The sequence below is a fragment of the Streptomyces sp. HUAS MS02 genome, assembly GCF_055702265.1.
Map to the genome: position 1 here is coordinate 6,780,909 of NZ_CM146747.1, position 23,812 is coordinate 6,804,720.

The 23,812-nt window shown below is 72.0% G+C and carries 19 protein-coding genes; 7 read left to right on the top strand and 12 right to left on the bottom strand.

Features of this window, described 5'->3' with window-relative positions; translation table 11 throughout:
- Positions 1–84: 84 nt before the first annotated feature.
- Together ACZ9QC_RS29205 and ACZ9QC_RS29210 are read right to left on the bottom strand one after the other, a co-directional pair.
- Entirely contained in the window at positions 85–837 is a 753-nt protein-coding gene (locus tag ACZ9QC_RS29205) for an anti-sigma factor (protein ID WP_472915831.1), read from the bottom strand.
- On the bottom strand, positions 834–1,418 hold the full coding sequence (locus tag ACZ9QC_RS29210; RefSeq protein ID WP_472915832.1) for a sigma-70 family RNA polymerase sigma factor: 585 nt from the start codon (positions 1,416–1,418) through the stop codon (positions 834–836). Before ACZ9QC_RS29210 ends, ACZ9QC_RS29205 begins: the two co-directional genes overlap by 4 nt.
- Before the next feature lie 314 nt (positions 1,419–1,732).
- On the opposite strand from ACZ9QC_RS29210, the gene ACZ9QC_RS29215 reads away from it, so the two are divergent.
- Together ACZ9QC_RS29215 and ACZ9QC_RS29220 are read left to right on the top strand one after the other, a co-directional pair.
- Positions 1,733–1,975, top strand: a complete 243-nt coding sequence (locus ACZ9QC_RS29215; RefSeq protein ID WP_472915833.1) for a chaplin — start codon at positions 1,733–1,735, stop codon at positions 1,973–1,975.
- Between the two features lie 260 nt (positions 1,976–2,235).
- Positions 2,236–3,090, top strand: coding sequence for a DUF4394 domain-containing protein (locus tag ACZ9QC_RS29220; protein ID WP_472915834.1), 855 nt, complete (start codon positions 2,236–2,238; stop codon positions 3,088–3,090).
- 199 nt (positions 3,091–3,289) lie between these two features.
- Here ACZ9QC_RS29220 and ACZ9QC_RS29225 read toward each other — a convergent pair whose 3' ends face one another.
- Entirely contained in the window at positions 3,290–3,577 is a 288-nt protein-coding gene (locus ACZ9QC_RS29225) for a hypothetical protein (protein WP_472915835.1), read from the bottom strand.
- 574 nt (positions 3,578–4,151) lie between these two features.
- Positions 4,152–4,871: a TetR/AcrR family transcriptional regulator gene (locus ACZ9QC_RS29230; RefSeq protein WP_472915836.1), complete on the bottom strand. Its 720-nt coding sequence runs from the start codon at positions 4,869–4,871 to the stop codon at positions 4,152–4,154.
- A gap of 134 nt (positions 4,872–5,005) precedes the next feature.
- Here ACZ9QC_RS29230 and ACZ9QC_RS29235 point away from each other — a divergent pair, with 134 nt between their 5' ends.
- The 3 genes from ACZ9QC_RS29235 to ACZ9QC_RS29245 all read left to right on the top strand — a co-directional run bounded on the left by ACZ9QC_RS29235 (position 5,006) and on the right by ACZ9QC_RS29245 (position 7,441).
- On the top strand, positions 5,006–6,649 hold the full coding sequence (locus ACZ9QC_RS29235) for an MFS transporter (RefSeq protein ID WP_472915837.1): 1,644 nt from the start codon (positions 5,006–5,008) through the stop codon (positions 6,647–6,649).
- A gap of 97 nt (positions 6,650–6,746) precedes the next feature.
- On the top strand, positions 6,747–6,923 hold the full coding sequence (locus ACZ9QC_RS29240) for a hypothetical protein (RefSeq protein WP_472915838.1): 177 nt from the start codon (positions 6,747–6,749) through the stop codon (positions 6,921–6,923).
- Positions 6,924–6,979: 56 nt separating this feature from the next.
- Positions 6,980–7,441 carry a GNAT family N-acetyltransferase gene (locus ACZ9QC_RS29245; RefSeq protein WP_472915839.1) on the top strand — a complete coding sequence of 154 codons (462 nt, stop codon included), beginning with the start codon at positions 6,980–6,982 and terminating at the stop codon, positions 7,439–7,441.
- A 7-nt stretch (positions 7,442–7,448) separates the two neighbouring features.
- Here the strand turns inward: ACZ9QC_RS29245 and kstD are convergent, their stop codons facing one another.
- On the bottom strand, positions 7,449–9,242 hold the full coding sequence (kstD, locus tag ACZ9QC_RS29250) for a 3-oxosteroid 1-dehydrogenase (protein WP_472915840.1): 1,794 nt from the start codon (positions 9,240–9,242) through the stop codon (positions 7,449–7,451).
- Between the two features lie 288 nt (positions 9,243–9,530).
- On the opposite strand from kstD, the gene ACZ9QC_RS29255 reads away from it, so the two are divergent.
- Positions 9,531–10,442: an alpha/beta fold hydrolase gene (locus ACZ9QC_RS29255; protein ID WP_472915841.1), complete on the top strand. Its 912-nt coding sequence runs from the start codon at positions 9,531–9,533 to the stop codon at positions 10,440–10,442.
- 31 nt (positions 10,443–10,473) lie between these two features.
- Here the strand turns inward: ACZ9QC_RS29255 and fxsT are convergent, their stop codons facing one another.
- The 4 genes from fxsT to fxsBH all read right to left on the bottom strand — a co-directional run bounded on the left by fxsT (position 10,474) and on the right by fxsBH (position 18,795).
- The gene (fxsT, locus tag ACZ9QC_RS29260; RefSeq protein ID WP_472915842.1) at positions 10,474–14,412 is read right to left on the bottom strand and encodes an FxSxx-COOH system tetratricopeptide repeat protein; all 3,939 of its coding nucleotides are present in this window, start codon (positions 14,410–14,412) and stop codon (positions 10,474–10,476) included.
- Positions 14,409–15,746: a TIR-like protein FxsC gene (locus ACZ9QC_RS29265; RefSeq protein WP_472915843.1), complete on the bottom strand. Its 1,338-nt coding sequence runs from the start codon at positions 15,744–15,746 to the stop codon at positions 14,409–14,411. Before ACZ9QC_RS29265 ends, fxsT begins: the two co-directional genes overlap by 4 nt.
- A 111-nt stretch (positions 15,747–15,857) precedes the next feature.
- Positions 15,858–16,640, bottom strand: a complete 783-nt coding sequence (locus tag ACZ9QC_RS29270; RefSeq protein WP_472915844.1) for an AAC(3) family N-acetyltransferase — start codon at positions 16,638–16,640, stop codon at positions 15,858–15,860.
- Positions 16,633–18,795, bottom strand: coding sequence for a radical SAM/SPASM protein FxsBH, inactivated beta-hydroxylase extension form (gene fxsBH, locus ACZ9QC_RS29275; protein WP_472915845.1), 2,163 nt, complete (start codon positions 18,793–18,795; stop codon positions 16,633–16,635). The genes ACZ9QC_RS29270 and fxsBH overlap by 8 nt, the downstream gene beginning before the upstream one ends.
- Positions 18,796–19,340: 545 nt before the next feature.
- Here fxsBH and ACZ9QC_RS29280 point away from each other — a divergent pair.
- Positions 19,341–20,255, top strand: coding sequence for a DUF4231 domain-containing protein (locus ACZ9QC_RS29280; RefSeq protein WP_472915846.1), 915 nt, complete (start codon positions 19,341–19,343; stop codon positions 20,253–20,255).
- 38 nt (positions 20,256–20,293) lie between these two features.
- Here ACZ9QC_RS29280 and ACZ9QC_RS29285 read toward each other — a convergent pair whose 3' ends face one another.
- The 3 genes from ACZ9QC_RS29285 to ACZ9QC_RS29295 form a co-directional block, all read right to left on the bottom strand.
- Complete coding sequence (locus ACZ9QC_RS29285; RefSeq protein WP_472915847.1) at positions 20,294–20,785, bottom strand: hypothetical protein; 492 nt, start codon at positions 20,783–20,785, stop codon at positions 20,294–20,296.
- A gap of 285 nt (positions 20,786–21,070) precedes the next feature.
- Positions 21,071–22,108 (bottom strand): rod shape-determining protein, encoded by a 1,038-nt coding sequence (locus ACZ9QC_RS29290; protein WP_467333557.1) that lies wholly within the window; start codon positions 22,106–22,108, stop codon positions 21,071–21,073.
- Positions 22,109–22,284: 176 nt separating this feature from the next.
- Positions 22,285–23,778 (bottom strand): carboxyl transferase domain-containing protein, encoded by a 1,494-nt coding sequence (locus ACZ9QC_RS29295; RefSeq protein ID WP_472915848.1) that lies wholly within the window; start codon positions 23,776–23,778, stop codon positions 22,285–22,287.
- Positions 23,779–23,812: the final 34 nt, after the last annotated feature.

The window sequence follows — 23,812 nt, forward strand, 5'->3', positions numbered from 1 at the left end:
CGTCGAGCGGCAGCTCGCCGCCTGCTCCCGACCCGGATCCCGGCACAGGTCACGGGGCGGCCACGGGCCGGGTTCTCGCGCCGCTCAGGCCGGGAGGGTCATCAGGGCGAGCGGGGCCGAGGTGGGTTGCTTCGAGCCGCCGCCGGGTTCGACGGTGATGCCCATGCCCGTCGCCGTGCCCACGGCGCCTCGCATCAGCACGGCCTGGTCGGCGCGACCGGGGTCCATCAGGCCGGCCGACCGCATGGTGCCGCCGTCGTCGAACCACAGCTGGTAGACCTTGCCGCGCGGGGGGCCGGTCATCCCGGAGGCCAGAAACACGGCCTTGTCCCGGCTGCGGGAGACCACCACCGCGCCGGTGGCGCCCCCCGGCAGCGCGGCGGCCTCGGTCCTGGCGTCCGGTGCGGCCAGTACGCCGGCGATCTCCTCCGTCCCCTGCTCGGCCCGCTGCGCCCGGCTCAGTGCGTCCTCGGCCCGCTCGTGCTGCCACACCGTCGTCCCGCCGAGCGCCGCCGCGGCCACGAAGCAGGCGGCCAGCGTCCACCGCGACAGCAGACGGGCCCGCAGCCTCGTCCGGCCCCGGGCGGCCTGGACCGGTCCGCCCGGTCCCTCCTGCCGGACGGTGGTGATCCGCCGCAGAACCCGCTCGCGCAGCGCCGCCGGCGGCGTCACCGACGAGGCGAGTCCCAGCCGGGCCGCGGTGGCGGCCAGTTCGGCCGTCTCCCGCGCGCACGCCTCGCAGCCGGAGAGGTGCCGCTCGAACGCGTCGCGTTCCCTGTCGGGCAGTGCGTGCAGGGCGTAGGCGCCTGTCATCAGGTGCGGATCGGTGGTCGTCACGCCGTCACTCCCAGGCAGTCGCGCAGCCGGATGAGTCCGTCCCGCAAGCGGGTCTTCACCGTGCCGAGCGGAAGCGACAGCGCCTCCGCCACCTGGCGGTAGGACAGCCCGCGGTAGTAGGCCAGGGTGACGGCCTGGTGCTGGATCTCGGTCAGCGTGCGCAGACAGCGCCGTACCTGTTCGCGCTCCAGCCGTGCCTCGACCTGCTCGGTGACCTCGTCGTACTCGGGCGTCCGCTCCAGCAGGGCGGCCTTGTGGTCCCGGATGCCCGCGGCCTCCACCGAACGCACCCGGTCCACCGCCCGACGGTGCGCCAGTGTGAGGATCCAGTTGATGGCGGTCCCCCGGTCACGGCGGTATCGGGGGGCGGTGCGCCACACCTCCACCAGGACCTCCTGTGCCACCTCCTCCGACTGGGCCTGGTCGCGCAGTACCGCCCGCACGACTCCCAGGACCGGGCCGGCGACGGCGTCGTACACGGAGGCGAACGCGGTGTCGTCCCCCAGCGCGACAGAGCTCACGAGCTCCTCCAGGTCCGGCTCGTTCGAGGGGTTTCTACCGATGTGTACGGCTTCTTTCACTGACGGCCTCCACGCCTGGGACTTCTCCGGACGTAATCCGATCCCGGTGGGGCGGCGGATTGGTGTCCCTGCCGAGATAAACGCAGGTGGGCGGTTCGGGAAGCGCCGGGTGCCCGCATCGTGGCCACCACACTCGTATGCCTGTTCACCGCTCGCCCGTGGGCTCGTCCCCGCCGCCCCCTTCGAGTGACTCACGCGGGCCGCGGCAATCCACGCCGGTCGCGTGCCCGGATCAACCGTGGCCGTCGCACCGTGCGGCGGACTCGTCGGCCTGTGGCCGCCGACGTCGAACGTCGACCGAAGAAGAGGTCCCCATGAAGTCTCGCGTCATCACGTACTCCGCGGCGTGCGCCGTCGCCGGTGCCGTCGTCCTGGCCGGTGCGGCCGTCGCGTCGGCCGACAGCGGCGCGCAGGGCGCGGCCGTCGGCTCTCCCGGGGTCGTGTCGGGCAACGTCGTCCAGGTGCCGGTCAACGTTCCGGTCAATGTCTGCGGCAACACCGTCAGCGTCATCGGGCTGCTCAACCCCACGTTCGGCAACACGTGCGTCAACGGCTGAGGCCACCGCGTCCTTCACGAGCCGTCCGGTGAGGCAGGCGCCCAAGGGCGTCCGTGGCCGCTGACACCGGGACCCGTCCGTACGACTCAGGGCTCTCCGCCCGGCCGTGCGGACGGGTCCTGTGTGTGACGGCCGCGGAGGCGGGCCATGGGCCGTACGGGTGTCATTCGAGGCGGGTGCCCATCCGCACGGTGTGGGGCGACGGATTCCGGCAGAGCCTCGACGGTCCCGTCCGGGGCGTTCCACCTCTGGGAGTGAACATGCGTAAACGTACTGTCGCGGCCGTCGGGCTCCTGCTCGCCGCCTCGTGCGCCGGGCCCGCGCTCGCGTCCGGCGAGACCCCGACCGTGGCCTGGCACGCCGGACCGAGCGCCATCGGTCTGACCGGCGACCAGCGCCTGGTGGAGTTCCATGTCGACCGGCCCGCCGGCGCCTGGTCACTGGGCAGGGTTTCCGGACTCACCGGCGACACCAGGCTCGTCGGGATCGACTTCCGGGTCCAGAACGAGAGGCTCTACGGCGTCGGAGACAAGGGCGGCATCTATACGCTCGACACCGGCAACGCCAAAGCCAGGAAGGTCTCCCGGCTGACCGTCGCGCTCTCCGGCACCGCGTTCGGCGTCGACTTCAACCCCGCGGCCAACCGACTCCGGGTCATCTCCGACACCGGGCAGAACCTACGGCACAACATCGACGACCCCGCGGCCCCGCTCACCACGACGGTCGACGGCGTCCTGACCAACCCGACCACGCCGCCGTCCACCGCCACCGGCGTGACCGGCGCCGCCTACACCAACAACGACCTCGCCCCGGCGACCGCGACCACCCTGTTCGACCTCGACACCACCCTGGACCGGATCTCCCTCCAGTCACCGGCCAACGCCGGCACCCTCGCCCCCACCGGCAACCTCGGCACCGACGCGGCCCGCGACGCCGGCTTCGACATCCACCACAACCCCGTCACCGGGGCGAACCGGGGCTACGCGGCCATCGCCACCGGCGGTGTCCACCGCCTGTACAGCGTGAACGTACTCAACGGCAGGGCAACCGACCAGGGCGCCTTCCCGAAGAAGTACCGGGTCACAGACCTGGCACTGCCCATCGACCAGAAGTAGAGGCCGGTACTCCGGTCGGCCTTCGCGAGAAGGGGCGGCCGGAGCGCAGTGAGTTCGACACCCTGGCCGCCTACGTCGATGCCTGCTCCGGCCTGGTGAGAGCGAGCATCGCGGAGTCACGTGTGACGGCCCGTCCGCCGGGCGACGGACCGTCACACGTGCCGGGGGCGCGGGCGCCGAAGCGAGCGGCCGGCACTTCTCAGCACTTCTCGTCGTCTATGTACGCGGTCAGCGCGTCCAGGTCCACCGACGAGTCGTCGAGGGCTTCGCGCAGCAGATCGCCGGCGCCCTTCGCGTCGTCCGCCACCAGCAGCTTGCACACCGTCGCCTGCATCCCGGGGCTCCGGGCGTTCCAGATCTCGTCGTAGCGTGCCTCGTCCCCCGTGGGGGCGGTGCTGCTGGGCGTCGAGGCGGTCGTGTCGTCGCTGGTGCCGCAGGCGACGAGGAACAGGCCGGCGGCGATCAGGACGGTTGCGGTGCGGCGCATGGGGCTCCCTGTGAGGCGGTTATGAGGCAGCATCGTGCGCGTGGTGGGGGTGAGGCAACCCCTGTGTGGCCATGTTGTGACCCGTTGTAGCGGTGGCCTCAGTGGGCGGTGGGGGGTGCCTGCCATAGCCTGGTCCCGCTCGCCCATAGACGTCACGAAATGCCCTGTGGGCGGGGGCACTTGGCTCCGAACGCGTCGCCGAAGCGCTCGCGGCGGCCCGTGAGGCCGCCACCGGGATCCTGGAGCGCGGGCAGCGGGACGGTGTCTTCCAACTCCCAGCTGCCGCCCGCCGTGCGGAGCGCCGGAGAGCGCCGGACCGGAGGCGATGCACGTAGCCCTGCTGGAGTCCGTCAACACCGGGGCACTGGAGGACGACGGGCACCGCATCGCCACGACCGCCCTCATCGCGGCCGGCGTGCTGGAGAAGTGGGCGAGTGCCGTGGTCGAGGAGGTCGCGTCGGCGATGCGCGCGGCCGCGGCCGGCGAGGTCTGCCCCGGCCTACCGCCGGCTCGGGTCGGCCGGGCGGAAGGCGGTCGGCCCCGGCGGGTGCGAGCGGGGCGCGGCCCCGGGGTTTCAGAAGGGGCTCGGGGGCGACCCGGTCCCGCGTACGTGGGCGACCTTCGCGGCGGCGGCGTCGGGGGCGACTCCGGCGGCGATCAGGGCGGCGGTGGCGGCGCCGGTGCCGTCGTCGGACCAGATGCCGCGGCTCACGCAGTCGAGCAGGGTCAGCAGCTGGGACTCGATGACTCGGCCGAGCGGGGCGGGCGGGACGGTCGCCTGGAAGACCCCCTGTCGGCGGCCGTGGGCGAGGACCGCCGTGACCAAGTCGCGGGCGGGGGCCAGTAGTTCGTCGGCGCGGGCGGGGAGGAGGTCGTGGCCGCGGGCCAGCCGGATGAGGGTGCGGTAGCGGTCGCCGACGGGCCACAGCGTGAGGACGCATCGCGCGAGGTCGGCGGCGGCGTCGGCGGTCGCCGCGGGGGTGCCCGTGACCGCGAGCCGGATCGCCTCCGCGGCCTCGGCGGCCAGGCCCTCCACGAGCGCGGCGCGGCCGGCGAAGTGGACGTACACGGTGCGCCGGGCCACACCGGCGGCAGCGGCGATGTCCTCCAGGCGGCTGTCGGGGTCGCGGGCCAGTTGACGCCGGGCGGCCTCAAGGATCCGGGCGCGGGTGGCGCGCGCGTCACGGCGCTGTGCGGCGGGAGCCCGGGCCGGGGCGTGAGCACGGGGGCGTATCGGTGCCGTTGCCGGTGGCGGCGGTGGCGGCGGTGGCGGCGGTGCTGGGCGGGTCGTCACAGCGGTACCTCGGGAGCGGGTGGAAGGAGGGGGTCCACTGCAATAGTTGCACAGCAACGGGCAATAAAATAGTCTGCACATCGATGAGCAATTAAGTGCTTCCGTTCGTCGTCCCGTCCCCTTAGGAGCTTCCGATGCCCTTCCTCGCGAACACCCCCGTGGAGAAGATGACCGGTCCGTACACACGGCGCTGGTGGGCGCTGCTCGTGCTGTGCCTGAGCCTGCTGATCGTGGTGATGGCGAACACGTCGCTGATCGTCGCCGCCCCCGACATGACCACGGACCTGGGCCTGAGCAGCAGCGATCTGCAGTGGGTCGTCGACGGCTACACCGTCCCGTACGCGGCGCTGATGCTGGTGCTGGGCGCGATCGGCGACAAGTACAGCCGGCGCGGCGCGCTGGTCCTGGGGCTGCTGGTCTTCGCGGGTGGTTCGGTGATGGGGAGCATGGTCGACGAGACCTCGCTGGTCATCGCGGCCCGCGCGATCATGGGCGTCGGTGCCGCGGTCGTGATGCCGGCCACGCTGTCCCTGCTGGTCGCGACCTTCCCCCGGAGCGAGCGCGTCAAGGCCATCACCGCCTGGACCGCGACCTCCGGCCTGGCGATAGCCGTCGGACCGCTGGTCGCCGGCTGGCTGCTGGAGGACCATGCCTGGGGCTCGACCTTCCTGATCAACGTGCCGATCGCCGTCGTCGCCGTCGTCGGCGCGCTCGCCCTGGTGCCGCCGTCGAAGGCGGAGGGCATGGGCCGGATCGACTACGTCGGTGGTCTGCTGTCGATCGTCTCCGTCGGTTCCCTGGTCTACGCGGCCATCGAGGGCCCGCACTTCGGCTGGGGCGCCGGCCCCGTCACCGCGGCGGTGGTCGCCGGTGCCGGCCTGGTCGCGTTCGTCGCCTGGGAGCTGCGGCACCCGCACCCGATGCTGGACGTCCGCAAGTTCACGCTGCGGCCCTTCAGCGGCTCGATGCTCGCGGTGCTGTTCTTCTTCTTCGGTACGTTCGGCGCGATCTACTACTCGACCCAGTTCCTGCAGTTCGTCCTCGGCTACGACGCGCTCGAGACGGGTGTACGGCTGCTGCCGCTGGCCGGGGCGGTGTTCCTCGGGGCCCTGGCGACCGGGAAGCTGACCCCGCGGCTGGGCGTGAAGGCGATGGTCGTGACCGGCATGGTCATCGGCACGGCGGGGGTGTTCCTGCTGACCCGGATCGACGAGGGTTCGACGTACGGCGACTTCCTGACGCCGATGATGATGCTGGGCTTCGCGATCGGGCTGAGCGTCTCCCCGGCGACCGACACGATCATGGACTCCTTCCCCGAGTCCGAGCTGGGTGTCGGCGGCGGTGCCAACGACACCGCGCTGGAGCTGGGCGGTGCGCTCGGTATCGCGGTGCTGGGCTCGCTGCTGGGCACGGCCTACCGGGACGAACTGACCGACCTGGTCGGCAACCGGCTGCCGGCCGAGGCGATGGAGACGGCCAAGGACTCGGTGGGGGGTGGCCTGGCCGTCGCCGAGCGCGTCGCCCAGGAACCGTCCGTGGGTCCTCAGCAGGCCCAGGCCCTCGTGGACGCCGTCCACCAGGCGTTCGCCCACGGCGTCGCCCAGACCAGCCTCGTCGGCGGCGTCATCATGGCCGCCGGAACGCTGATCGTCCTCGCGGTCCTGCCGGGTCGGCGGGGGTTCGCCAAGAAGGAAGCCGAGCGGGCCGAGCGCGAGGCCGGGACGGCGAGCGAGGCCGGCGTACGGGAGCACGCCGGGTCGACCCGCTCGACGGGTTGATCGACCTCGAAGAAGTCGCCGTGCGCGTCGACGGTGTGGCCGACCGCGGCCGAGCCGTCGACCGGGCGGCACGCCGTGGCCTGGCTGGGGGAGCAGGGTGTCCGTCCTCGTCGGGGCGGACACCCTCGACACCCTCGACACCGCCGACACCCTCGACATCGACGACACCGGCGACCGCACCCGCCCCGCCCCCACCGGCCTCCTCGCCGCGCCCCCGGCCGTCGAGGGCATGGGCGCGTTCCCGGTGCGGGCGTACGCGCTTCTCGACGCGTAACGCGTAGGCGGGGAAAGTCGATGTCCCGGCTCCAGGACTCTGTCTAGGCTGACGCCGTGACCGACCTCGACATCAGACGGGTGGACGGTGCGGCCGGGGACGGGGAACTCGAAGCCTGGCGGCACGTCCACAACGCGATCATCCCGGCCCACCTGCTCTCCCTCGACGACGTCCGCGAGCGCGCCGTACGCAACCACCTCGAACTCGCGTACGTCGACGGCGTCCTCGTCGGCAACTCCACCGTCCGGCCGCCCGAGGGGGACGGCGCCACGGCCACGGTGATCGCGCGCGTGCTCGCCGAACACCGGCGCCGGGGGTTCGGCGAGCAGCTGTACGAACGGGCCGTGCGGCGGGCGCGGGAACTGGGCGCCCGGGCGATCGAGACCTGCGTCCTGGCATCCAACGAGGACGGCCTGCGGTTCGCGCTCGACCACGGTTTCGTGGAGACCGAGCGCTATCTGCTGGACGGCGACACGATCCCGTGGATCGACCTCAGGCTCGACGCCGCCGTCCCCTAGCGCGCGGCTAGAGCTTCCCGGCGATGTCCAGTGCGGCCACGTACCCGAAGGTCATCGCCGGTCCGATCGTCGACCCGGCGCCCGCGTAACTGCGGCCCATCACGGCCGCGCTGGCGTTGCCCGCCGCGTAGAGGCCGGGGATCACCGTGCCGTCCGGGCGCAGGACACGGGCGCGGGCGTCGGTGAGGAGCCCGCCCTTGGTGCCGAGGTCGCCCGGGACGATGCGCAGGGCGTAGTAGGGCGGCAACCACAGGGGTGCCAGGCAGGAGTTGGGCCGCACGGACGGGTCCGTGTAGTAGTGGTCGTACACGCTGTCGCCGCGCCCGAAGTCCGTGTCGTCCCCTTGCCGGGCAAGGGAGTTGAAGCGGTCGACGGTGGAGCGGAGCGCGGCGGCCGGTACGCCGATCGCGCCGGCCAGCGCGTCGAGCGTCCACGCCCTGTGGACGGCCCCGGCGTCGTACCACTCGTCGGGGAACGGGAAGGTCGGCGCGATGTCCTTGAACAGGTACCGGTTGCGGTAGTTCTGGTCGACGATCAGCCAGGCCGGGATGTGGGAGGCGGACGAGGTGTCCTGCTCGTACATCGTGTGGACGACATCGCTGTACGGGCCCGCCTCGTTGACGAACCGCGCACCGGCCCCGTTGACCAACAGCCCACCGGGCAGCGTGCGTTCGGCGAGACAGAACCAGGCCTGGCCCGGGGTGTCGACGGCCGGCCCCCACCAGGCGTCGTCCATCAGCGCGACATCGGCACCGGCGCGCTGACCGGCCCGTATCCCGTCGCCGGTGTTCTCCTTGGCCCCCACCGTCCACCGGGTCCCGACGGGCTGCTCCTGGTACTGCGCCCGCATGGCCGCGTTGTGCTCGAAGCCGCCGGAGCCCACGATGACGCCGCGGCGGGCGCGGACGAGCCCGGGGGAGCCGTTCCTGCTGACGACCACTCCCTTCACGGCCCCGCTCTCCGTGTACAGGTCGGTCAGCGGGGTGTCGAGCCACACGGGGACGTCGGCGCCGAGCAGCCCGGCCCGCAGTCCGCCCGCCAGCGCCTGCCCCATGGTGAGCGGCTTCTGCCCGAGCAGGGCGGCCTTCGTGCCCCGGGCGAGGCACTCGGCGGCGACGGCCAGCCCCTTCGCGCTCACGACGGTCAGCGCCAGCCACTTGTAGTCGGCGCTGAACACCACCATCCCGGCCGGGGTGGCCAGATAGGCGGGATTCAGCCGCGCCAGCTCGGCCCCCAGCAGATTGCCGTCGAACTGGTCCGGCTCGATGGACCGCCCGTTCGCCAGCCCGCCCGGCAGTTCGGGGTAGTAGTCGCTGTACCCCTCCATCCAGCGGAACCTCAGCGGGCTGTTCGCCATGACGAACGACAGCATCGCGGGCCCGTGGTCGAGGAACGCCTTCTGCCGGTCGGCGGGCACGTCGTCCCCGACCACGGCCGCGAGGTACTGCGCCGCCTTGGCCGGGGTGTCCGGCACCCCCGCCGCCTTGATCACGCTGTTGTTCGGCAGCCAGATCCCGGCGCCCGAGCGCGCCGCCGACCCGCCGAAGGTCGGCGCCTTCTCCACGACGACACAACTCAGCCCCTGCTTGGCCGCCGTGAGCGCGGCGGTCATCCCGGCCGCGCCGGAACCGACGACGACCACGTCGTAGGTGCCGAGCAGGGGCGGTGCGGCGGCGACGGCGGTCCCCGCGAGCCCACCGCCCGCGGCGATCGCGGCCCCCGCGCCCGCGGCCGTCCCCAGCACCCGCCGCCGACTCGGGCCCGCCTCGGCCCCCGTACGTCTCTCAGGATCCGCGCTCATGGACATGCAGGACGCTCCAGCCTCGCGAAGGGACGGGTGGCGGTGCTGATCCCCCGGCGGCAACGCTCCCGTACGCCCCGGGCTGTGTGCGGAGCCTCGAATCTGACGTGAAGGCATGGTGAAGTCAAGACACGCGTCGGGCATGGTGCTTGTGGGGTGCGAGCCGCACGCACGCGTGCCCGTCCCCGGGGGAGAGGAGCGCCGGCGCGGTTCGTTTCGTGGGGTGGGCGGCCGGGAAATCTTCCGGCAGCGTGTTCTCGGCCCTCGGGCCGAGGGAGGGGGAGCGCTGTGTATGACCTGGCACGGGCACCGACCCATGTCCGGGCGCCCGACGGGCGGTTGCTGAGGGTCGAGTGCTCGGGGGATCCCGCCGGGCGGCCCGTCTTCCTGTTCCACGGCATGCCCGGCAGCCGCGTCGGCCCACGGCCCCGGCCGATGTTCCTCTACCAGCGGGGGACCCGGCTCATCAGCTACGACCGCCCGGGGTACGGAGGATCCGACCGCAGACCCGGCCGCCGGGTCGTCGACGCCGTCGAGGACGTGACCGTCGTCGCCGACGCGCTGGGCGTGGACCGCTTCGCCGTGGTGGGCCGCTCCGGCGGCGCCCCGCACGCCCTGGCCTGCGCGGCACTGCTGCCGCACCGGGTGACACGGGCGGCGGCGCTGGTGACGTTGGCGCCGCAGGACGCCGCCGGACTCGACTGGTACGCCGGCATGGCCCCCTCCAACGTCCATGAGTTCCATTCCGCGCACACCGACCCCCAGGGCTTCACCGCCCGGCTGATCCCGCGCTCCGCGGCGATCCGCTCCGATCCCGCGCGGCTGCTGGAGCAACTGCGCGACGACCTCACCGACGAGGACCGGCTCATCGTCTCCGACAACGGCATCCGGGCGATGCTGCTGCGCAACTACCAGGAGGCGGTGCGGACTTCACCGTACGGATGGATCGACGACGCCCTCGCGCTGACCTCCCCCTGGGGGTTCGAGCCCGGCGAGATACGGGTGCCGGTGCTGTTCTGGTACGGCGCGAAGGACGTCTTCTCCCCGGCCGCCCACTCCTCCTGGCTGGCCGACCGCGTCCCCCGCGCCACCGCCGTCCTCGAACCCGCCGCCGCCCACTTCGCCTCGCTCCGCGCCCTGCCGGAGGTCCTCAGCTGGCTCCTGCGGGGCACGCTGCTGTCCCTGGCCCCGCCGGTCTGACCTACCTGCGCGCGGCCCCGTGCACGGGCCGTCACACCGCAAGTGGTTCCAGATCGCGGTAGACCCGCCGGCCCTGCGCCACCAGCTGGGTGACACCGCTGCCCTCGCCCAACTGCCTTCTGAGCTTGGCGAGTTCGGCTACGACCGCCTCGCGCAGCCGGTCCGCCTCCGACACCCGGCCCAGTGCGCGCAGCGTCAGCGTGGAGTTGGCGACCACGGCCAGGGCCTCCGGATGGTGTTCACCGAGCATCTCCGTCAGGGCCTCACGTGAGGGCTCCTCCAGCACCCACGCCTCCTCCGCGCGGCCCTGCTCGGCCAGCACGTTGGCGTAGTTGGTGCGGCAGAAGAGCGTGTGGGGATGATGGTCGCCCAGCACCTCGACCATGCGGAGCATCACCCGCAGGAAGACCTTCTCCGCCTCTTCCGCGTCGCCGCAGGCCCAGTGGTAGATGCCCAGGTTGTTCAGCGCGGCCTGGGTGTACGGATGCTCCTCACCCGGTACCTTCCGGTACTCGGCCAGCGCCTCCAGCGCGATCCGGCGCGCCTCCTCCCTCTTGTCGGCGGCGTACAGGTCGGCCGCCAGGTTCAGGTCGCAGGCGAGCGAGTCGGGGGTGTGGGCGTCGTACTGCGCGTGGTACTGGTCCCGGGTCGCCTGCGTCAGGCGGTGCGCGTCCTTGAACTCGCCCGCCCGCCTCAGCGACACGGCCAGCGACTTCGCGCAGCTGAGCGTGCCGGGGAAGTCCTTGCCGAGCACCCGCTTGTGCGCCTCGTAGGCCCCCGACAGCAGGGTGACCGACTCGGTGTAGTGGCCCACCTCACGCAGGTCCCGGCCGAGACTGGAGGCCGACGACAGGGTGTAGGGGTGGTCGGGGCCGAGAACGTCCCTGCGGCGGAGGTAGGTGTCCTGGTCGATGTCCCGCGCGTCGTCGTAGCGCCCGACCATGCGCAGGGCCAGCGCCAGGTTGTTCGCCGCGCTCAGTGTCCGGGGGTGCGAGGGGTAGAAGGTGCGGCTGAAGCCCTCCCGTGCCTCGCGGGCCAGCTTCTCCGCCTTGCTGTACTCGCCCAGGGCCGCGTAGTCACTGGCGAGGGACGACGTGGTGATGTACGTGTGGGCGTCCGAGGGCCCCAGCACCCGGCGCTGACGGTCCAGCAGGTCCCGGTCGATCTCCTCGGCCTCGACATAACGCCCCTGCGAGCGCAGCACGTTGGCGAGTTGGCAGCGGAGATAGAGGTACTGCCGGTGGTTCTCGCCCAGTTCGGGCTTCCAGTGCGCCAGCAGGTCGTCGGCGAGCCGCTGGGCGCCGGGGAAGTCCCCGCGCTTCCACATGTACCGGACGCGGTCGATGAGGAGCCGGCGAGGCTCCGACTCCACGCAGTTACGGATGTCCGAGGCGCGCAGATGGGGCCATATCACCTCGAACCGCGGCCAGTCCTCGGGATTGTCCGTGGGTTCGTCGTCGTCGGGCCGCGCACCCGCGAGCACGGTGTGCACGACGTGCCGGGCGTGGCGCTGCTCCTCCTCGGTGAGCTGGGAACGGATGACGGCCTGCACCAGCCGGTGGATCTGGACGCTGTTGCTGACCTGGTCGACCTTCGCGAGGGCGAGCCGGGCGATCTCGCTGATGGCCCGGCCCACCATCAGGCTCTCCTGGAAGGCGGGGTCCACCTTGCGCAGCTCGTCCCGCATCTCCTTGCTGTAGAGCAGGCGGGACGATATCGGCTCGGGGGCCATGAACGCGCACAGCTGCAGCAGCCGCACCGAGGCAGGAGAACGTTCCTGCAGCCGGGCGATGGAGATGTTCCAGGTCGCGGCCACCGTAGTGGGGTAGTCCGTGGGCTGGTTGAGGTCGAGCACATGGGTGGTCTGTTCGGCGAGCTCGCTGAGGTACTCCTCGACCGGAGTGGCCGTCTCGGCGAGCCAGGCCGCCGCCTGTTCCACGGCGAGCGGGAGATCGCCCACGGCTTCCGCCACCCGGTCGGCCTCCTCGGGGCTGAGGCCGGGTGCCCGCAGGGAGAGGTGCTCCACGCTCTCCTGGCGGAGGAACACGTCGACGGGCAGTGACGCGCCCTGCTGCGCCCACGCCTGGTTCCGGGAGGTGACGAGGATGTGCCCGCCGCCACCCGTGGGGAAGAAGCGGGTGAGCTCCTCGGGGGTGTCCGCGTTGTCGAAGACCAGCAGCCAGCGCTTGGTGGGCACCCCCCGGCCCAGCATGCGTACGGCCTCCTGGCAGGCCAGCGCCATGTCCTCGCCACCGGGGGCGCCGATCCGGGCACCGAGTTCGGCGAGCGAGGCCACCACGTTGTCGATGTGCTCGGCGGAGATCCACCACACCAGGTCGTAATCGGCCATGAAGCGGTGCACGTACTCCAACGCCACCTGGGTCTTGCCGACACCGCCGAGCCCGAAGAGCGCCTGGGGGCGCGGCAGTACGACGGAGATGCCGCCGCGGAGCTGTTCACGGAGCTGGTCGAGGATCACGCTCCGGCCGGTGAAGGTGGTGTTGCGCTGGGGCGCGTCCCAGATGTCGGGTGCCCGGCCCGGGAACCTGGGGTCCGACCCGGCGGGGGCCCCGGGCTCGGCCCGCAGCCGCAGGATCTCGTGCAGTCCGTCGGCGCCGTCCGCCTCGCCGAGCCGGTGCAGGTCCACCACCTCGGTGTAGGCGCCGGTCGGCCGGACCTCCTCGACGCGGGCCAGGGCCGGCAGGGCGGTCGGGGCGTTCGGTGCGGCGGTGGTGAGGGCCTGGCGGACTCTGCCCGCGTGCCGGGACTTGTCGAAGGCGTGCGACAGCAGCAGCAGGACGCGGGTGTCCGGGGCCGGGGGCTCCGGAGGCCCGAGGGCCACGTCGTGCAGGGTGACTCGGCAGCCGGACCGCTTGAGCACGCCCTCCACCCACTCGGCCCACATACGGTTCTCCGCCGCGTGGACCACCAGGACCTCCACGGCCTGCGTCTGCGGCAGCTGCCGGGTGAACGCCTCCAGACAGCGCAGCCGCACCTGTTCCGGTACGGGCGGCAGTGTGGTGACCTCGTCGTCGGAGAGCACCGAGGTCAGCCGTTCGAAGGCGGACAGCAGGGAGTTCGCGTTGCCGCTCTTGTCGCCGACGGTCGCGAGGGTCTCCTCGTAGGCGTAATAGGGGCGGTAGGGGATCTCGACCTTGCCCCAGTACGCGTTCAGTTCCTCGGGCGCCAGATCCTGGCGGTCGGCCCCTTTCGGTAACCCCTCGAACTTCAGCCGGGCCAGGGCCCGTCCCGCGTCGGCCTTCTCCTTCTCGGCCTCGTCGACCCGCATCGGGACGGGCAGCACCCGGATCCACCGCTTGCCGTACCCCTTCTGGGCGCTGTGCGCCACGGCGGCCGCGCCGTCCAGGGCCTGGCCGCTGAGGGTGAAGCAGTCCACCAGCACGTCGGGCATCTGGATGGTGCAGATGTCCGCGTTGTCGGACAGTCCCGTCCGGCTGTCGATGAGGACGTAGTCGTAGGACGCCTTCATGTCCTCGCGGAGCGTGTCCAGGAACAGGCCCCCGCCCAGCCGCTCGTAGAAGTTGTCCCACTCGAAGGACGACACGGTCGCCGAGTACTCGCGGTTCTGCCGCCCGGCCGACAGGAAGTCGAGCGAACCGCCCTTCGGGAAAGCCAGGTTGAGGCGCTCGGGCGCGAGCGAGATGGCGTGGTCCTCGACACGGGCGTACTCCCGGTGCCAGGGCCCCGACCGAGGCCCGCCGGTGGTCGCGGCCCAGCAGTACTCGGTGATGATGTCGATCACGCCCGAGGTGGCGGCGAGCACGTTGGGGTCCAGGAACGGTTCGAAGAAGCGGTGCAGACCCGGGGCCTCCAGGTCCCAGTCGACCGTCAGGACCCGTTTGCCGTTCGCGGCGAGGATCCACGCCGTGTTGGCCAGGGCCATCGTGCGGCCCGTACCACCCTTGTACGAATAGAAGGTGATGATCCGTCCACGCTCCCCGGCCGTCATGCTTCTCCTCCGTGATCGGAACCCGCGGCGGGCTGCTGCGGGTAGGTGGGGCCCATGAGACGGGGCTGTGGCAACTGTGGGCCCTCGGGCGGATGCGCCTGCGCGTGCCTGAGGTACTGCCGGGTCGTGTGCGCCGCCAGAGCCGGCAGCACGTCGGCGAACACCTGGAGCGAGGGCACGCCGTTGGCCGCGATCCGGCAGTCGGTCCGGCGCCCCCGCTCCAGGATCAGGGGGAGGGTGCGTTCCAGCTTCGCCTTGACCTGTCGTCCTTCCGCGCCGTGACACTCCTCGTCGTTGTGGTTCCAGGGGACGATCGCGCCGACCCAGGGGCGGGCGTTGGCGTCGAACGCCTTGAGCCTGCGCCGCCGGTCCTCGTCGAGGACCGCCCAGCAGTCGACCAGCAGGATCGCGGGGTGGCCGGGCTCGGGCTCCTCGGCCCCGGGGTGCTCGTCGGACCCGCCGGCCGCCAGTTCGTCGGTGGTCGGATCCTCGTTGTCGAAGTCGGACACGGTGATCCGGTAGTCCAGCGACCGGATCAGTTCCTCCGCCAGTGTGGCGATGGGCCGGGGAGTCTCCTCGCCGTAGGGGTTCCACTGCAGGGAGCTCTCGCCGTAGCGGCCGTTCTTCCGGGACTCCGGCACCCGATGACGGGCGGGTGCCGCCACGGTCAGATGGATACGGCGGGGTCCGTCCCCCGGGGGAGCGAAGGCACTCGGCGTGGACTCGAAGGGCCTCGGGGTGCTCGACGGCAGCGGCGACTCCTCGGCGACCTGCACGATGCGCTGGGCGAGCGTGAACACCGTCTCGTCGTACTCGTCCCGCAGCCGCTTGAGTTTGATCAACCCGTAGATCCCGTGGTCCAGATAGCGCTCCCCGAACGCGTTCCGCTCCACCTGGAGGTGGCGCACGGACTCGGGCAGCCGGTCCATGCCGACGCGACTCCACAGCACCGGCACGATCGCCGGGATGTCGCCGGCCCCGGCGTCCCTGGCCTGGCGTATGCGGTCGCTGAACGCGAACCACTCCCGGCCGCAGGCCTCGCTGCTGAAGTACCGCGGGGAGTACAGCGGCACGAACACCCGGCAGTGCGCCAGGTTGTCGCTGAGCCGGACGGGCCAGCCCTCTCCCGAGCGCATCTCCCGGTCCATGAAGCCCGCGGGCGTACCCGCCGGCAGATCGGTGATGGCCAGGATGTCGGCGCACAGATCCTTGTAGAGCGTGTACACCCAGTGGTCCGGGTCCCCGCTGTCGGGGCCGGACGGGGTGTGGGCATAGCTCAGAAAGAAGTAGGGCCGGTTGTCCGGTGCGCCTCGCCCTCGTACATGTCTGTTCACGCGCCCCCCGCCTGTCGATGCCCTCTGTTCCCCCGCCGGAGAGTCATCTGGCCGGAACCAACAATGTGCCCGACCACCCCCGTGACCGCATGGCTTGTTTCACGTCATTTGTCAGCGATATCCGGACATGAGCAGAGCAGCGGTGTCGACAGCGGCTCGCATGTCCAGGAGGAGGACGGGCTTCCCCGCGCATTCCCGCACCCGGATGAGCTCACGCGGCAGCTGCGCCCCGATCTCCCCGAAGTCCCCGTCGAACAGGGCGAGATCCTCGTACTCGAACCAGTTGCCCTTCTCCTCCAGCACACAGCGGTACGTCCGCGTCGGCGGGGGCGGGCTGGTCCGGTACTCGGCGAGGTGGAAAGCGGTGCACACCTCGAACCCCACACGCAGCAGGAGTATCTGGGCGTCCGCCGCGTAGAGCGTGGCCATCGGGGACCGCTCACCGAGATGGCAGCGCGGATCGTGGTCGGCGAGCAGTTCCGCCGCGCGCGGGCCGAGGGCGGCGAAGGAGGTCTGGGGGTGGGCGCTGCGCACGGCCCCCGGTGTGCTCCGCACGCACTCGGCGAGCGCGCCCATGGACGGACAGGGCGTGGCGTCCTTCTCGAACGGCAGCATCCCCGCCCGGAACTCGGCCTTCTCCCGCTCGGACATGCCCTCCGTGAACGCCTGGTACTCGCGGGAGGTGTCGGAGTTCTCCGGGGTGAACGCGGGGACGACGAGTGTGCCGTCGGGGCCCAGGGCGCTCAGCAGCGCGTCGCGTACGGCGACGGGGGCGAGGCCGGTGCCGCTCAGTGAGGAGTGCACCATCAGGACGCCTCCGGCGCGGACGCCCCACTCGGCCAGGTCGTCGCGGAGACGGGCCGCCAGGCCCTGCGGTCGAGTGGCGTCAGCCATGCAGCGTCACCCATTCTCTTCGTAGTTCCTCTGCCAAGTGAACTCCACTCTCGGTGAGTTGGGCATCGGGCAGGGCGCCGAGCCGGTCCAGGGTGTGTCGGGCGTGGAGCAGTTCCTCGGTGCGGGCGGCCCGGTCGGTCGACACGGTGGCCCGGCCGATGGCCTCGCTCGCCTCGTCGAGGAGCCGTCCGGCGCCGGTGCCGGGCACGTTCAGGTCCGCGACCTGCCGCAGGGCGGCGAGCCTGGACCGCCGCAGCAGCAGGGGCAGTTCGCGTGCCAGTTCCTCGGGCTCGAAGTCGACGGCCACCCCCAGGGCGCCCGGTGTGTCCGTTCCCGGCAGCAGGCCGGTGCCTGCCGCGAGGGGGGTGATCGTGGTGCAGAGGGAGACGTTCGGGGTCGGCCGTGGGCTCGGATCGTGTGCGTCCGGCGCGTCGTACGCGGCGCGCAGCCGTTTGGTGAAGAGCGCCAGGTCGCTGGGGTTCAGCGGGGCCGCGGCCGGTGCCGGGTAGCAGTCGCGGTACGGGTCGGCGTCGTCGATGAGGAGCGCCGGCCCGCCGGTGGGCTTCAGCGACTTCAACGGGCGCCATTCGACGTGCAGTTCACCGCCCTCCTGGTCCGTTCCGGTCACCTGGAGGCCGTCCGCCGTGATCGCGCACTCGACCCGTCCGGGTGCCGAGAGGCGCAGGGTCCCGAGGGTCGGGAGGTACAGGTCCCGGTCCTGCTGCCACCAGGTGAGGGTTGCTTCCCGCTCCGCGAGCACGGCGGCCGCCGAGGCCGTCGCCGCCAGCCGCGCGAGGTCGGCGTGCCCCTCCAGGGCGCGCAGCAGCACGGTACGCAGATACGGGTGGGCGAGAACGGTGTCGAGGTGGGGCGCGGTGACGGCGTCGGAGTCCAGCTCGACCAGCAGGTCCCAGGTCGTGGCCCAGTCGGGGTGACCGGACAGCTCGGTGTTCACCCTGGCCAACAGGCTCCGGTTCAGCTCCAGTTGGGCCAGCCGGAGGCTGCCGGTGTCCGTGACCGCCGGGTGCAGCGCGCGCTCGGTGATCCGCTCGGCGACGCCCTCGACCAGGCCCCGCAGGTCGGAGCAGAACACGGAGGGGTTGTCGAAGCCTCGCTCGCCGCTGTACCGGTGGGCGTAGAGGCCGCCGCCGCAGGACGTGACGACCGGGCAGCGGCGGCAGGTCTCGCTGACGCCCGCGATGCCGAGCTGGCGGGCCCGGACGCCGGGGTGCTCGGCGAACTCGGCGAAGCCGTGCCGGAAGACGTCGTAGCCGGTGGCGGGTGCGCCCTCGTAGGCGGTCTTGAGGCTGTCGGCCTGTTCGAAGGTGCCGTCGGTCTCGATCACCGCCAGGTCGGACGGGGCGAGGCCCAGCGCCTCGGTGAGGCTGGGGCCGCCGCGCAGGGTGCTGAGCACCGAGTCGAAGGTTCTGACCGGCATGGGGCGTCCCTGCTCCTCCCAGCGGTCGAAGACCTTCAGCAGCCAGTCGGCGTAGGGCGTTCCCCTGCCGTGTCCGGGCGGAGGGCTCTCCCACGTCGAATGGGGGAGGAGGTAGTCCACGCGGGGCGGTTCCAGGGCGGTCAGGGCGTCGTGCACCGCGACCGGGTCATTGGCCACGTCCACCGTGCACAGCAGGCCCTGGAACAGGTCCCGGTACTCCGGCAGGCGGAGGAGCCCGATCGCGCGCAACACCCGGTCGTAGCTGCTGCGACCGCGACGGTCCAGCCGATGGCGGTCGTTGGCCACCCGGTCACCGTCGAGTGAAATTCCGACCTTCACACCGAATTCCCGGAACACTTCCAGGTGCCGCTTGTTCAGCTGTACGCCATTCGTATGAATGCGCAGGTCCAATGTCGTGACCGGCGCCAATACGCGGGTGAGTTCCGCGCACATGTGCCGTAGCCGGGCCGGACCGGCGAGAAGCGGTTCTCCACCGTGCAGAATCACGGCGACGGATTCCAGTTCGCTCTCGACCGCGTATTCGGCGAGGCGGCGAGCCACTTGGCCGAGGGTCTCCTCGGCGATCACCACCGGCCGCCCACGCCAGCTCTGGTCGGCGTGTTCGTACACGTAGCAGTGGTCGCATGCCAGGTCGCAGCGGCTGTGCACCTTGAGGACCAGTTGCTGGATCGGTCGCTGGCCGCGGAAGTCCGTCACTTTCCGGAAGTGTACGCGCCGACGCGTCCCCGTGGAGGCGGCGCGAGACCCCAACGCCCTTGTTGATCAAGAAGGTTGGGGTCTCGGATGTCGTGCTCGGGAGTCAGATGGACGAGTTGAACTCGCCCGCTCCCGCGGGGCGCGACTCGCGAACCTCGGTCACACGACCGGTGAACCGCTGGACGCGGGGCTCACGCGTGTCGATCGTCGCGAGTGTGGCCGTCCGCTTGGTAGCCGGTCGAGTCGCGCCCGGTCGGCGGATCGGCTTCGTGCCCGGTACGTTCATGGATTTCTCGTCCTCCTCAGGAGACCAATGCGTCATCAGCCCCTGGCCGACGAGATCCCGTGGCAAGGGCCTGGTCATTGAGGTTCGGACGACACTGTAGGGCATGGTTCTATCATGCACGCCCTTTACCACGCACGCCTCCGACGGTAAAGGGTGCCTGCGCCCGGCCGTGTTCTCCGACAGGCGGCCTGGCGCGAATTCAAGATTGACGAGAGCATGACCGTTCCGTCGGCTTCCCGGTATCCGTATTGAGGTCTGCATGGCTGTGACGCCCGGCCCCAGCACTACGGTGAGTGATCGTGATCTGTCCCCGTTGTTCCAGGTGTGCGATGAGAAGGCGGTGACCCATCAGGGTGAAAGCTTCAAGGTCGTCCGGATGCAACTGGTCGTCCTGCTGCTCGCGACCGCGACCGCTTCGCTGGCCGAGCGGGTCGGGAGCCGGGTGCCCTCGGCCGTCGCGGCCGTGCTGTACGCCCTGACGTTCGTGATCGGTCTGTACGTGTCCCGTCGGCGGGCGCGGGCGCAGTGGCAGGCGCACAGGGCGGCGGCCGAGGTGGTCAAGTCGCTGGCCTGGCAGTTCATGGTGCACGGCGGGCCCTTCCACTCACGGCTCGTCAACCCCGAGGCGCTGTTCGCCGAACGGCTTGAGCTACGGCTCAGCGAGCTGCGCAAGGTCGGGTGGCAGGACCCGCGCGAGACCGTCACCGAACTCGGGCTCGGACAGATCACGCCGATGATGCGTGCGGTGCGCGCCAAGGCGTTCGCCACCCGGCGCGACATCTACCTCCGTGACCGGGTCCTGCAACAGCTGGCCTGGTATCGCGGCAAGGCCGGGGAGGCGCACCAGGCGTCCGTGCGCTGGTCGGGCGTCACCACCACCTTGACCGCGCTGGCTCTGGCCACCGCCGTCGCGCGGGCCACCGGGGTGATCGGCAGCCGCTGGGACCCGACCGGTGTCCTCAGTGCCGCCGCCGCGGCCGGCGTCGCCTGGCAGGAGGTGCGACGGCACCGCCCGCTCACGTACGCCCACAAGCTGGTGGAGCAGGACCTGGACACACACCGCGTCACCATGATCACCACCGTCACCGAGGACGGGTGGGCCGACGCGGTCGCGGAGGCGGAGCGGCTGGTGTCGCCGCAGCACACGGACTGGCTGGTGCGGTTCGGCTCCTGACGGGGTGGCGGACACGCCGGGCGGAGGCGGGAGGCTGGTCAGGCGCGGCGTACGCCGGGGCTCCACAGGACCGTCACCGGGACGCCCGTGAGGCGTGCGTAGTCGACGATGTCGGCCGTGCCGCCCAGGCCGCGGGCCGGGGCGCCGTCCCAGACGGCGATCATGCGGTCGGTGTGGTCGACGATGTAGCGGCCGGCCGCGTAGTACGCCTCCTCGTGGGTGCGCTCGTACGGCAGTTGCTCGCGTTCGGCACAGCATTTGAGGAGGCGGCGGTAGGCGCCGCGGACCTGGTCGTCGCCGAGGTGGGTCTCGTAGTCCATGCCGGGGATCACGGCCGTGAGCTGGAGGCCGCTCTCCAGGGCGATCTCCGCGAAGAGCTGATCGGCGCCGGCGGCGAGACTGCTGAGGGCCCGGGTGGTGGAGGGGCGGCCGCGTAACTCCGCCCGGATGCCCGAGCGGACGGCGGACAGGGCGGCCTCCGGGATCTCCCGGTGTCCGGTGATACCGATCCGGGTCACGGGCCCTGGCATCCGCGCGCTCACCTCCCTGGCCGTGTTTCTCCAAGTAACCCTAGCGGCGAGGGACTTCGGCGAGAACGACACGTACGGGCGTTCGGTGGGGCGTCATGGGCTCACGGGGGCGACGATCGGGTGACCGACGTGGTGCCGACCGCCCTCGTGTGCCCCGGGTGCTGCCGCTCGTGGGCATGTTCGGAGAACTGTTCGTAGGGGGAGGGGCGAGGGAGGGGTGGGGCTGTCTGTGGCGCGTGCCGGTGCGGGCCGGTGGGGGCCGGTGCGGCGGCCGGGACGTGTCGGTCAGTCGCCCACCGGGTCCAGGCTGATGGGTTCGATCCGGCCGTCGAGCATGGCGCCGACACCGAGCGCGGCGCAGACGTCGGGGCGTTCGGCGATGTGGACCGGCATGCCGGTGGCGTGGCGCAGCATCTGGTCGAAGCCGGGGAGCAGGGCGCTGCCGCCGACCATCATGATGCCCCGGTCGGCGAGGTCGGCCACCAGGTCGGGCGGGCAGTCGCGGAGCACCTTGCCGATGCCGTCGACCACGGCGGTGAGGGGGGTCTGGATGGCGTCCCGTACGGCGGCGGTGTCCACCTGGACGGAACGGGCCAGCCCCGTCGCCACGTCCAGGCCGTGGATCTCGGTGGAGGTGGGGCCGTGCGGGGTGAGGCCGTTGCCCGACAGGGCCAGCTGGAGCGGCCGTACGGACTGGCTCGGCAGCGTCAGTTCGTGGCGCAGGCGCAGATGCTGCACGATCGCGTGGTCGATGGTCTCGCCGCCGACGGGGATGCGTACCGCGCTGACGACCGAGCCGAGGGAGAGGACGGCGAGTTCGGTGGCACCCGCACCACACACCATGATCATGGTGGCTTCGGGCTGCTCCACCGGCAGACCGCAGCCGACCGCCGCCGCGATGAGGGTGTCCACCAGTTCCACCCGGCGGGCTCCGAGGCCCACCAGGGTCTCGATCGTGGCGCGTTGGGCGAGCGGGTCCGCGCCGTGCGGGGTGCAGGCGGCGGCACGCAGCACGGGCTTGCGGCGCAGATTGCGGCGGACCCGGTCGCCCAGCAGCTGGCGCAGCATCCGCTGGGCCATCTCGATGTCGACGACCGTGCCGCCGGATACGGGCCGCACGACCCGGATGTAGTCGGGCGTACGGCCCGTCATCTTCTCCGCGAACTCCCCGACCGCGATCAGCGCGCCCGTCCGGGTGTTCACGGCGGCGACGCTCGGCTGGTCCACGACCAGGCCCGCCCCCTTCACATACACCCGGGTCCGCGCGGCCCCGAGGTCGACGCCGAAGTGGCAGCGGCGCAGCTGCTCCAGACTGGCGGTCATCGCGGTCATTGCGGATCCTCCCGAGAGCACGGACCGTACGGACCGCCGCCGGTCGGCGGTTCCGGGTTCCCTTTGCATCGTGCGGGGGGCGGGGGTGGGGTGCCTGTTGGGGTGGGCCGGGTGGGGTGCGGCTGGACGGGTGGTTCGGTGGGGCGGGACGGCCGCGCCTCTTCGCGTCAGTCGGGTGCGGGTGTTGTCGCGGGGGGCTTCACGGGGGGCGTCGCGGGGGTGACTATGCCGCGCACGACGCCCAGTTCCACCAGGTCCTGCGGTCGCAGGCGGAGTTCGTCGGCCGTCGCCCGCACCTGGTCCCCCGGGCGTTTGAGAATCGCGGCCGCCAGTTCGGGGGCGATCACCGAGAAGTAGGAGTCGGGGGTGGCCCAGGTGTCGCTGGGGGCGGCCAGGGCGAGGGCGCCGCCGGAGCCGCCCTCGCCGATGAGGAGGGTGGTGACGGGGGTGCGGGCGGTGGCGACGGTGGTGAAGAGGGCGGCGATGGCGGGGCCCGCGCCCTGGCGTTCGGCGTCGGCGTCGTTCGCGGCGCCGGGGGTGTCCACCAGGGTCAGGACGGGGATGCCGAGGCGGTCGGCGAGGCGGATGAGGCGGGCGGCCGTGCGGTAGCCCGCCGGGCGGGTCGGGGTGCCGCACTGGGCCGCGTAGGCGACGGTCCGCCCCTCGTGTTCGCCGAAGCCGCAGAGCATGCCGGGGTCGGTGCCGCCGGCGCGGTCACCCCGCAGCGGGGCTCGGCGGGTGAAGTAGGCGTCCAGATAGGCCTCGGCTCGGGGACGGTGGGGGGAGCGGGCGCGTTGTACGGCGTCCCAGCCTGTGGTGGGGAGGGTGGGGAGGGGCGCCTGTCGGGGTGGGGGGTTCGGTTGCTCGGCGGCCGGTGGCTCATGGGGGCTGGGCGCGCCGTTCCCCGCGCCCCTCGTGGGCCTGCGGCCCTCGTGAGGAGCGGCGGGGGATGGGAGCGCGTGGGGTGGGGGCGCGGGTTCTGTGGACGAGGCGGTCAGGAGCGTCAGATAGAGGGCCAGGCTGTCGCGCAGGGCTGTGGCGGGGACCACCGCGTCGATCGAGCCCGCCGCGAGCTGGGACTCCGCCGTGTACGCCGTCGGGTCCGCGTCCGGCGGGCGGACCCGGGAGCCGGCGAAGCCCACCTGGGCGTCCGGGAGGGCCAGGACGATGTCGGCGGCGGCGCCGAGGGCGGCCCAGCCGCCGCCCGTCGTGGGGTCGCGCAGGACCGCGATCTGCGGCAGTCCCGCCTCGCCCGTCAACGCCGACTGGCGTGCCACGCGCTGGAGTTGGGTGAGGGCGCGCATGCCCTCCTGCATACGGCTGCCACCGGTCGCGATCAGGGAGACGACCGGGAGGCGGTGCTCACGGGCATATACGTGGGCCGCTTCCAGGCGGTCGCCGGTGCGTTCGCCGAGGGAGCCGCCGAGGAAGCCGAACTCGAAGGAGATCAGGACCGTTTGTGCGGTTCCGACGGTCGCCCGCCCCCACACCACCGACTCCTCCTCCCCGGTGCGCTCGGCGGCGCGGGCGCGGGAGGCGTCGTAACCGGGCCAGCCGAGGGGGCCGTCGGGGGCGGCGGCCCCGTGCGGGGTGGGGAGTCCCGTGAAGTCGTCCGTCAGGAGGGCGACGGCGTCGCGGGCCGAGTGGCTTCGGCTGTTCATCTGTGCACTCATCCGTTCGCTCGGCGGTTCGCTC